Annotated in this window: 10 protein-coding genes; 2 read left to right on the plus strand and 8 right to left on the minus strand. The window is 69.7% G+C overall.

Translation table 11 applies throughout. The features are described 5' to 3' along the window. Positions 1-68: 68 nt before the first annotated feature. Entirely contained in the window at positions 69-524 is a 456-nt protein-coding gene (queF, locus tag DMC18_RS19285; protein WP_110121693.1) for a preQ(1) synthase, read from the minus strand. Between the two features lie 92 nt (positions 525-616). Here queF and DMC18_RS19290 point away from each other — a divergent pair, with 92 nt between their 5' ends. Together DMC18_RS19290 and DMC18_RS19295 are read left to right on the plus strand one after the other, a co-directional pair. After that, positions 617-1,420 carry an SDR family NAD(P)-dependent oxidoreductase gene (locus tag DMC18_RS19290; RefSeq protein WP_110121692.1) on the plus strand — a complete coding sequence of 268 codons (804 nt, stop codon included), beginning with the start codon at positions 617-619 and terminating at the stop codon, positions 1,418-1,420. 246 nt (positions 1,421-1,666) lie between these two features. Then, positions 1,667-2,380 (plus strand): TorF family putative porin, encoded by a 714-nt coding sequence (locus tag DMC18_RS19295; protein WP_110121691.1) that lies wholly within the window; start codon positions 1,667-1,669, stop codon positions 2,378-2,380. 89 nt (positions 2,381-2,469) lie between these two features. On the opposite strand, the gene DMC18_RS19300 is transcribed toward DMC18_RS19295, so the two are convergent. From DMC18_RS19300 to DMC18_RS19330, 7 genes are all read right to left on the minus strand, one after another. Then, complete coding sequence (locus tag DMC18_RS19300) at positions 2,470-3,120, minus strand: cysteine hydrolase family protein (protein ID WP_255580417.1); 651 nt, start codon at positions 3,118-3,120, stop codon at positions 2,470-2,472. Beyond that, positions 3,117-4,178 carry an LLM class flavin-dependent oxidoreductase gene (locus DMC18_RS19305; protein ID WP_110121689.1) on the minus strand — a complete coding sequence of 354 codons (1,062 nt, stop codon included), beginning with the start codon at positions 4,176-4,178 and terminating at the stop codon, positions 3,117-3,119. Before DMC18_RS19305 ends, DMC18_RS19300 begins: the two co-directional genes overlap by 4 nt. A 100-nt stretch (positions 4,179-4,278) precedes the next feature. Beyond that, on the minus strand, positions 4,279-5,565 hold the full coding sequence (locus tag DMC18_RS19310; protein WP_110121688.1) for an MFS transporter: 1,287 nt from the start codon (positions 5,563-5,565) through the stop codon (positions 4,279-4,281). Continuing rightward, a complete protein-coding gene (locus DMC18_RS19315) occupies positions 5,565-7,967 on the minus strand; it encodes a TonB-dependent siderophore receptor (protein WP_110121687.1) in 2,403 nt (800 codons plus the stop codon). Before DMC18_RS19315 ends, DMC18_RS19310 begins: the two co-directional genes overlap by 1 nt. Positions 7,968-8,155: 188 nt before the next feature. Next, positions 8,156-8,827, minus strand: a complete 672-nt coding sequence (locus DMC18_RS19320) for an RES family NAD+ phosphorylase (RefSeq protein WP_110121686.1) — start codon at positions 8,825-8,827, stop codon at positions 8,156-8,158. Then, entirely contained in the window at positions 8,824-9,348 is a 525-nt protein-coding gene (locus DMC18_RS19325) for an MbcA/ParS/Xre antitoxin family protein (RefSeq protein WP_199228594.1), read from the minus strand. Before DMC18_RS19325 ends, DMC18_RS19320 begins: the two co-directional genes overlap by 4 nt. Before the next feature lie 193 nt (positions 9,349-9,541). Further along, a partial coding sequence (locus tag DMC18_RS19330; RefSeq protein ID WP_146218138.1) for a GntR family transcriptional regulator occupies positions 9,542-10,009 on the minus strand: 468 nt, incomplete at its 5' end.

Consider the following 10,009-nt stretch of genomic DNA (forward strand, 5'->3'; position numbering starts at 1 on the left):
ACGTGGGAAATCACATCCCCCTCCGTCGGCTTCGCCGACACCTCCCCCTTCAGGGGGAGGATCTAAAATCACCCCCGGCCGCGATAGGCCGGCACGCCCTGCTCGGGCACCCACAGGCCTTCCGGCGCCGGGCCGGTCTGCCAGAAGACGTCGATCGGGATGCCGCCGCGCGGATACCAGTAGCCGCCGATGCGCAGCCAGCGGGGCTTGGCGACCTCGACGATCTTGCGGCCCACCTTCACGGTGCAGTCCTCGTGGAACGAGCCGTGGTTGCGGAAGCTGGTCAGATAGAGCTTCAGCGACTTGCTCTCGATCAGCCAGTCGCCCGGCGCGTAGTCGATCACCAGGTGCGCGAAGTCGGGCTGGCCGGTCACCGGGCACAGCGAGGTGAATTCGGGGGCCACGAAGCGGGCCAGGTACAGCACGTCGTTCTGCGGATTGGGCACGGCCTCGAGCACGGCGGCCTCGGGGCTCTCCGGCGCGGAGACGGTCTGGCCCAGTTGGGTCACGGAAAGTTCGGTCATGGTCGCGATTTAGGCCTCCGCCCCCGGCGAGACAAGCGCCCGCGCGCCGGCTACGGTGTCGCAAACAAGCGTTCGAACGCAGGAGGAAACGGATGACGGGTCGCGACTTCGACGGCTTCACGGTGGTGGTCACCGGCGCATCCACGGGCCTGGGCCGGGCGATGGCGGTCGAGACCGCCCGTCGCGGCGCGGCCCTGGTGGTGGTCAATTTCGCCAGCAGCGCCCAGGAGGCCGAAGAGACCGCCCGCCAGGTCGAGGCGCTGGGCGCCCGCGCGATCCTGGCCAGGGGCGACGTCGCCGACGACGCCGACTGCCGGCGGATCGTCGAGGCCGCCGCGCCCTCGGGCCGCATCGACGCCCTGTTCAACAACGCCGGCGTGACCAAGTTCGCCCCGCGCCACGCCGACCTCGACGCCGTGACCGCCGAAGACTTCCTGCGGCTCTATTCGGTCAATGTGGTCGGCGCCTTCCAGATGGTGCGCGCCGCCCGCAGCCTGCTGGAGGCCGCGCCCCGCCCCGGCGCCGTGGTCAACACCAGCTCGATCGCCGGCGTCATGGGCAACGGCTCGTCGGTGCCCTACGCCGCCTCCAAGGGCGCGATGACGACCATGACCCTGTCGCTGGCCCGCGCCCTGGCGCCGAGGATTCGCGTCAACGCCGTCTGTCCGGGCTTCATCGACACCCCCTGGTTCGGCAAGGCCATGGACGAGGAGAAGATCGAGCGCCTGCGGGTCGGCGCGGCGGCCGCCACGCCGCTGCAGGTCGCCTCCAGCGCCGAGGACGTGGCCGGCGCCGCCGTGTTCCTGGCCTCGCCCGCCTCCCGCCACGTCACCGGCGAGACCCTGCTGGTCGACGCCGGACTGCACCTGGGCGCGGCGACGATGGCGATGCGCTGAAGCCGCAGCTAAGCCAGAAACGTTCGCTCAGCGACAACTGTGGCCGCGGACGTCGCTTATGCAGCAAATTCGTCACACATGCCCAAAGTTTAAACGACCTCTGTTCTTATCGCTGGCGCTGTCGCCCTGCTGATTGCAACTAGAGCACGGCCCGCAGTTAATTCCGGCTGTGAACTGACGCGCTTGCAGGCGCCGCACATGTTGGGAGCCAACTCCCGGCGGGCTAACAAAAAGGGGATAGCACGGATGAAGTTCTTCAAGCTTTCGCTGGCGGCCGCCGCCGCGACGGTCGCCCTGGGCGGCGCCGCCATGGCTCAGGAAGTCAGCCTCTCGTACAACGTCGGCATCGCCAGCGACTACGTGTTCCGCGGCGTCAGCCAGACCCAGGAAGACCCGCAAGTGTTCGGCGGCGTCGACCTCGGCTACGGCATCGGCTACGCTGGCGTCTGGGCCTCGAACGTCGATTTCGGCACCTCGGACCCGTCGGTTGAAGTCGACCTGTACGCCGGCATCAAGCCGACCGTCGGCGACGTCGCCCTGGACTTCGGCGTCCTCTACTACGGCTATGTCGAAGACAAGAACGGCCTGCCGGGCAAGTTCAGCTACACCGAACTGAAGGCCGCCGCCTCCAAGCCCTTCGGCAAGCTGACCCTCGGCGTCGCCGGCTACTGGTCGCCGGAATTCCCGGGCAACGGCGGTGAAGCCTCGTACGTCGAAATCAACGGCGCTCTCCCGGTCGCCGAGAAGTTCACCGTCAGCGGCGCCGTCGGCTACCAGACCGTCGACACCGACGGCTACTTCGCCGGCATCGGCACCGACTACACCACCTGGAACCTCGGCGTCGGCTACGCCCTGACCGACAAGCTCGGCGTGGACGTCCGCTACTGGAACACCGACGAGAAGGACTACGGCGACATCTACGGTCAACGTATCGCCGTCTCGCTGAAGGCCGCTTTCTAAGCCAAAGCCCTTCGGTACAGGATCAGCCGCCCGGGTTCGCCCGGGCGGCTTTTTCTTTGCCCGTTACCGCGCGGCCCGTTACCGCGCGGCTAGCCGCCCCAGGCCGCCCGGATCTCGGACGTGGTCTCCAGCAGGGCGAAGCTCAGCCCCAGGCTCTTCAGCGCCCCCTCGTGCAGGTCGGGCTCGTAGGCGGCGCAGGCGTCGCTGGCCACGAAGACGTGGTAGTCGCGGTGAAAGGCGTCGCGCACGGTGCTGTCGACGCAGCACTCTGTCGTCAGGCCGCAGACCACCAGGGTATCGACGCCCCGCGCCCGCAGCCGCGCGTCGAGGTCGGTGCCGACGAAGGCGCTGTAGCGCGGCTTGCGCACCACCAGTTCGCTTGGCCCAGGTACGGGGCCATAGAAGTCGGCGCCCGGCGTTCCGGCCCGGCAGATGGCCCGTTCGATCTCCGGATCGCCGCCGCGCCGGCGCATGCGCTCCAGCAGGGTGGGGGCGTCGGTCTGCGGCGTCGTCTCCAGGCCGACGAACACCACCGGCGCGCCGGCCGCCCGCGCCGCCTCGACCAGCCGTCCGGCCGCGTCCAGGGCGGCCCCGACCGCCGACAGGTCGACGCCGAACCGGCCGATCACGCCGTCCGGCGCGGCGAAATCCACCTGCATGTCGACGACCAGCAGCGCCGTGCGCGCCGGCGCGATCCAGGTCGAAAGGCCGTCGTCGGCGCGAAGGGGAGCCGTGTTCAAGGATAGGCCTCCCGCAGGCCCGGCAGGATCTCGGCGCCGAACATGGAAAGACCGGCCTCGTAGTCGGGGAAGATCAGCATCAGCCCGTCCAGCTCGCAGGTTTCGACCAGGTCGCGGATCCGCGCCCCGCAGGTCGCCGGCGCGCCGATCACCGTCCGGGTCATGAACGCCCCCTGACGCGCGGCCGTCTCGGCGAGGCGCTCGGGCGGCACGCCCCAGTTCGACAACATGGTGGTGACCGCCGCCATGTCCACCCCGTCGCGATAATGGTCGGCCAGGGCTTCGGCTTCGGCGTCGGTCGCCGCATGGACCACGGTGCACATGGCGTAGGTGCGGACAGCCTTGTCCAGCTCGGCCGCCCGCGCCTTGGCGCGGCGGCTGGCGCCGCGCAGGGCCGCCTCGTCCTCGCCGCCGATGAAGCAGGCGTCGGCCTCGGCCACGGCGAAGGAAAAGCCGCGCTGGGAGACGCCGGCGCAGATCAGGTCCGGACGCGGCGCGCTGATCGGCTTGGGCTTGGAGCGGCAGTCCTTCAGCGAAAAGAACCGCCCCTCGTGGCTGACGCTGTCCTCGGTCCAGAGGCGCTTGACCAGGCGGGTCCACTCCTCGGCCAGTTCATAGCGGTCGTCATGGCTCAGCGCGTCGTCCCAGGCGCTCATCTGGGCGAACTCGTCGCGATAGGCGCCGGCGACGATGTTGAGGCCCGCCCGGCCGCCGCTGATATGGTCGAGGGTGGCGATCATCTTGGCGGCCACGGCGGGGTTCTGCAGCAGCGGATGCAGGGTGGCCCAGATCTTCACGCGGCTGGTGGCCTCGGCGAGGGCGGCCATCAGGGTCACCGACTCCAGCGCCGCGCCCCAGTGATCGGTCTCACCGCCGAAGCCGCGGAACTTGGCCATCGACATGATGAAGTCCAGGCCGATCTCGTCGGCCAGCACGGCGGCGGCGCGGTTCTGGGCGTAGAGGCCGTCCAGCGGCGGCGTCGTCTTCGAGACGATCCAGCCGCCATTGGCCACGGGCAGGAAGACGCCGAACTCCTTGCGTCCGTCCTCGCGCCCCATGCTCGCCTCCTGCCGTGCTCGCCCTGCTGGCGAGTCGGCGCGACCATAGACCAAAAGGATGACGTAGCGAGACCCCGGGACGAGGTATCGGAGTGCGGTATCAGGGCGCCGGGGCGGCCTCCGCCTCGGCCAAGGCCGCGATGCGCGGCTTGGGCGGACGCATCATCAGGGCCGCGACGAACACCACCGCGGTCAGGGCCGCGAACAGCTCGAAGGTCTGGGTGAAGCCGCCCAGCCGGTCGCGCATGAAGCCGCCGATGAACGGCCCGGCCGCCGAGACCGCGCCCACCAGGCAGACCAGCGAGAAGAGTTCGACGTTGTTCCTGCGGCCGAAATAGTTGAGCAGCAGCAGGCTGACGGCCAGCACGGTGAGGCCAAAGCCCAGGCCCACGCCGACGGCGTAGAGCGCCTGCAGCGGCAGGGTCGTGGCCCGCGACAGGGCCAACAGGCCCACGACCAGCAGGCCTTGGGCCAGGGCCAACAGCCAGCGCGGATCGACGCGGTCGCCGACGGCCCCGCCGGCCAGACGCGCCACGACCTGCATCAGGCCTTCGGCGCTCAGCGCGCCGGCCGCCACCACGCCGGCCACGCCCAGCTGGGTCAGGTGGGCCTGGGTCAGGCTGGCGGCGGTCACCCCGGCCAGCAGGTGGCTGAAATAGGCCGCCACCAGTATGGCGAACTGCGGGGTGCGAACGGCGTCGCGGACGCTCCAGTCGTGGTCGGTGCGGAAGACGCGCGGATGGGCAGGCGCGGCCTTGGCGTCGGCGGCGGTCAGGCGGTCCATGGCCCGGCCCGCCTCCTCCAGCCACCTGGGTCCGCCGACCACGGCCGCGCAGAGCAGGCCCAGCACGCCGATCGCCAGCGCCTGCAGCGCCCAATAGACCCGCCAGTGGCCGTCGAAGGCGCCCTGGCTGGCCAGCACCATCAGCGGCCCGGCCACGCCGCCCAAGGCGCCGCAGGTGAAGTAGATGCCGAACGGCATGGCCCGCTGGCGAAAGATCGCCGACAGCACGTAGGTGCCCGGGATCAGGGCCGCGGCCTGGAAGCCGACGCCCAGCAGGGCCGTGGCCAGGAAATAGGCCGGCAGGCCGTGGACATTGGCCATCAGGGCCAGCCCCCCGGCCATCACGGCCGCGCCGGCCACCAGGGTCGCGCGCACGCCCCAGCGGCGGATCAGCAGGGTCGGCAACCAGGACGAGGCGCCGGTGGCCACGCCCATGATCGAAAAGCCGAGGAAGGCGTGCTCCCAGCTCCAGCCCAGTTCCGGAACCATGGCCGGAATGACCACGCCCAGCGACGAATAGGTCGCCGCGGTGATCAGGAACAGCAGCAGAGAAAAGGCGCCCAGCAGCAGCCAGGGGCGGTGCTGGATCCGGACGTGGGCCATCAGAAGCGCCTCGCGAGGGTGACCCGCCACTCCCGCCCCTTGCCGGGCAGGGCGGCGAGGTTGGCGTAGGTGTCGGCGACGGGCGTGAAGTAGAGCTCGTCGAACAGGTTGTCGATGTTGAGCGTGGCCGTATAGGGGCCGTACTCGTAGGCGACCGAGCCGCTGGCCACGGCATAGGCCGGATAGACCACCGCGCCCGGAACCGTCCCCGAGGTCTTGGTCACATGCGTCACGCCCAGCGTCGCGAAGACCTTGCCCCAGTCGTGCTGGTCCGACGCGTAGGCGCCATACAGGCTGACCACCGATTTCGGGATCAGGGTGTAGTCGTAGTCGCCCGGCCGGATGCTGGTGAAATCCCAGACCAGATAGGCCCCGCCATAGCCGTCCACGCCGCTGACGCCGGCCGTGTAGACGGGAATGTACTGGAAGGACTTGTCCGGCCCCTTCACCGTCGTGTGCTGGCTGTTGCCCGAGAAGGTGAAGCTGAAATGGTCGCTGGCCAGCCAGCGCACCTCCAGCTCAACACCCTTGGCGCGCGTGCCGGTCGGCGCAGCATTGATGCCGGTCAGCTGGGTGCGGTTCTGGCGATAACCGGCCAGCGAGCCGATCAGCGTGCCCTTCAGCCACTGGAACTTCACGCCCGCCTCGGCCAGGTCGCTGTCCGACAGCCAGGCGTCGCTGGCGTCGGCCACCAGGCCCGGCGCGATGTCGCCCGCCTGGCTCATCTCGAGCGCCGAGGCCTTGGCGTAGGTCATATAGGGCATCAGCCCGAAGGGCGCCTTGTACGAGACGCTGGCCGTGTAGGTCCCCTTGCCCTTGGCCGCCTTCTGCACGCCGGCGACGGTGTAGGACAGATAGCCGACGTCCTCCGAGGTGACGTCGTAGTCGTCGTAGCGGCCGCCCAGCATCAGGTTCAGGCGCTCGCCCAGGGAAATGTCGGTGGTGAAGAACACGCCGGCCTGCGTCCACTTGGAGTGGTTGTCGTTCTCCCATTGAACGCCATCGCCGGGATTGAACGGACTGCCGATGATGTCGGTCGCCGTGGCGCCGTACGACAGGTCCCGGCGGTCCAGGGCGATCAGGCCGCTGTTGAAGCTTTCGCGCCGCCGGCCGTCGAAGGCCCGATACGAGGCGCCGACGAACGACTGGGCCCGCACAGCGCCGTCGAAGGCCTCGTTGCGGAAGTCCCAGGTCAGGCGAGCTTCCCAGACGTCGCTGTCGAACCAGGCCGGATAGCCGTAGGAAACGAAGCGCTTGTTCTCCAGGGCGTCGTAGAACAGCTGCAGCTTGACCGAGCTGTCGGGCGACAGCTTGCGGCCGATGTCGAAATAGAGGGTGTTGGTGGCCGTCTTCGAGAAGTCGGCGGCCGAGACGTAGACGGTGCGCGGCGACAGCTTGGTCGTGCCCACCCCGGTGTCCAGGGTGTGGGCCGCGTCCGTCGTCGGAGAACCGAAATAGGCCAGGTACAGCGCGCTGGCGTAGGGGTAGTAACCGATCTCGCCGGGCGTCAGCCGGCCGTTGCCGTCGGCGTCGACCAGGCTGGTGTCGCGGCCGGTGACGTAGGTTCCGTTATCGATCAGGTCCTGGGTCAGGCGGTTCCAGCCCGAGGTCTGCACGTCGCCCTGCGAGCGATAGATCATGCCGCCCAGCGCCACGCTCCAGCCGCCGCCCAGGTCGAAATCGGCCGAGACCTGGCCGGTCTGCCGCCTGGGATAGATCCCGTGGTAGAAGCTGTGGCTGTCCTCGACCTCGCCATAGAGGTGGACGCCGCCGATCACCTGGCCGACCTCGACCGGAAGGCCGACCTGGGCCGTGGCGTCCTTCTTGTTGTAGCTGCCGTAGGTGAGGGTGATCTCGCCCTCGGGCTTTTCCAGATAGCCGCCCTCGCCCTTCCCCGACTTGGGGATGAAGTTCAGCATGCCGCCGACCTTGCCCGAGCCATAGATCGGGGTCGGCGGGCCGCGCACGATCTGGATCTGCTCGGCCGCCCCGATCGGCGTCGCATAGGTGCCGCGGTTCTCGACGCGCTTGAAGCCACGGAAGTAGTTTTCCGCCAGGGTGCCGCGGATGTTGAGCGCCCCCGGCACGCCATAGAAGCTGGCCGTATAGGTCCCCGGCGACACCGCCGTCAGGTCGTCGATGGTCTCGACGCCGTAGCGTTGCAGGGTCAGGCCCGAGACGAAGCTGGCCGAGCGCGGGGTCTCGATCAGCGGCTTGTCGAGGCCGAACACCGTGTCGTTCGGCTGCTTTTCCAGCAGGCCGGCGTTGCGGTCGCGGGCCGTCACCACCACCGCGTCGACTTCCGTCAGCTGGTCGGCCGCCCGCGCCGAGGAGACAGCGGCGAGGCTCGCGAAGGCGCCCACGGAGGCGACGGTGGCGAGAAGGACGAGGCGACGGGACATGCGGCAGGCTCCGGGAAGCGGCGCCTTTGGCCCCGCCTCGCCGCACCAAATGGGGATGGCTTGACGTTCGTCAAAATCTCTTCTGACATTTTAGAACGAATTGCCAAAGCCCTGTGTCGAGAAAGCCTCACAGTTGGCGAGACGTTCCGCCGGCTGTCGCCCGCCGGCCACAGATCCCCTTCAAGCCCTCAGGCGGCCAGGCGTCTGGCCTCGATCCGGCGCGAGGCGGCCTCGACCCGCAGCTCGTAGTGGTCGCCCTGGGTCACGTCGTGGACGTTGCGGGGACGATGGGCGACGACATTGATCCCGCCCGCATGGCGCAGGCTGTCGAACAGGATCCCCGCCCCGCCCGAAACGCGCACGGCCTCGCCCATCGCCTGGCCCGCCGCATAGTCGTCGCTGGCGTAGACCTCGGGCCACGCCGCTTGCTGGCCGCGGATGTCGAGATAGTCGCCTTCCAGCCTGGCCGAATAGACCCGGTACTGGCGGCTGAGGGCCTGCGCGCCCGTGGCGACCGCCTCGCGCCGCAGGTGGTGGGCCACCTCGGCCACCGCCGTCGTCAGTTCGGCGGCGGCGTACCAGGCGCCCAGGTCCGGGCCGTTGAAGCGCATGCCGCCGGGCGCGACGTGCAGGAACGAGGCCATGACGATGCTGGCGTTGGTCCGGCCATAGACCCGCTCATCGACCGGCAGGCGCGCCACGCGCTCGGCCACGAGGCGGTCGTTGGTCCAGCCGGCCAGCTCCATCACCGCGTCGAGATCGGCCGCCGTCGCCACCGTGTCGAACAGGCCGATCGGCGGAAACCGCGACGGGATCAGCCGATAGCTGGGCTGCGGCGCCGGCGCGTAGGCCTCGCTCACGAGAAGACGATCTCGGCGTCGTCGTAGGGGCGGAAGTCGCGGTCGAGATCGCCGGGCGGCATGTAGAGCCCGCCCCGCGCCCCATCGAGGAAGCGGCGCACGCTGATCAGGCCGTCCTGGGTTCCGCAGGTCAGCACCTCCAGCGGCGGTCGGCCGCCGAACAGCGGAGCCGTGTGCGGCGCCCGCAGCCAGGCGACCGCCTCCCGCTCGCTGGCGTGCAGCACGCCCAGGGCCTGGTGCACGCCCAGCACCGCCGAGATCCGGGTCAGCATGTCGAGATCCAGCGTCACGTCGCGATGCTCCCGCACCGCCTTCACCCAGTTGTAGTAGGTCGAGCGCGACGGCAGGCCCAGCACCAGAAGGCGCTGGTCTTCGGACAGGTCCCACAGGTCGGCGATGGCCAGGAAGGTGCGCAAGCCCGGCCCGCTCAGCCGGCGGCGGTTGGCGGGCGAGAAGCGCGACAGGTCCAGCACGGCCGAACCGGCGGCGACCTCGACGGGTTTGCGCTTGGCGACGGACATCCGAACCTCCATCCAGATCTGAATATAGTCCAGATTTGGACTTGATGGAAGATCGCGCTCGAAAGCCCCCTTCCCCCTTGATGGGGGAAGGGTCGGGGATGGGGGTGACGCGGCGGTTCAGGCAAACGCAGAGCGGCCAACGCCGCAACCACCCCCACCCAACCCTCCCCCATCAAGGGGGAGGGCTTAGGGGTCACGCCTCGACCTGCGGCCGCTGCACGGCTTCGGGCGTCACGCTCAGCACCCGCATCATCGCCGCCTTCGAAGCCTCGACGTCGCCGCTGGCGATGACGTCGGCGACCTCGCGGTGCTGCTCGATGTCGGCCATCAGCTCGGCCTCGGTGGCCCCGCCGAACGAGAACACCCAGAAACGGGCGGCCTTGTGCTGGAGGGGGATCAGGATGCGGGCCAGGGCCAGGTTGCCCGAGGCGCGGGCGACGGCGGCGTGGAAGCGCTGGTCCATGGCCACCAGGGCCGGCAGGTCGCGGTTGCGGGCGGCCTCCTCGGCCCCCTCGAACACGGCCTTGATGGCGGCGGCGTCGGCCTTGGAGGCGTGGCGGGCGGCCAGGCCCGCGCAGTGCGGCTCGATCAGGGCCCGGGCCTCGTAGCCCTGGCGCAGGTCGACGAGGTCCAGCGGCGCCACCGTGGTGCCCGAGCGGGC

The organism is Caulobacter sp. D5 (assembly GCF_003185805.1).
GTDB lineage: Bacteria > Pseudomonadota > Alphaproteobacteria > Caulobacterales > Caulobacteraceae > Caulobacter.

Bases quoted from the DNA above. Each gene is read 5' to 3' on its own strand.
- queF (WP_110121693.1), bottom strand. From the start codon at position 524: ATGACCGAACTTTCCGTGACCCAACTGGGCCAGACCGTCTCCGCGCCG.
- DMC18_RS19290 (WP_110121692.1), top strand. From the start codon at position 617: ATGACGGGTCGCGACTTCGACGGCTTCACGGTGGTGGTCACCGGCGCA.
- DMC18_RS19295 (WP_110121691.1), top strand. From the start codon at position 1,667: ATGAAGTTCTTCAAGCTTTCGCTGGCGGCCGCCGCCGCGACGGTCGCC.
- DMC18_RS19305 (WP_110121689.1), bottom strand. From the start codon at position 4,178: ATGGGGCGCGAGGACGGACGCAAGGAGTTCGGCGTCTTCCTGCCCGTG.
- DMC18_RS19310 (WP_110121688.1), bottom strand. From the start codon at position 5,565: ATGGCCCACGTCCGGATCCAGCACCGCCCCTGGCTGCTGCTGGGCGCC.
- DMC18_RS19315 (WP_110121687.1), bottom strand. From the start codon at position 7,967: ATGTCCCGTCGCCTCGTCCTTCTCGCCACCGTCGCCTCCGTGGGCGCC.
- DMC18_RS19325 (WP_199228594.1), bottom strand. From the start codon at position 9,348: ATGTCCGTCGCCAAGCGCAAACCCGTCGAGGTCGCCGCCGGTTCGGCC.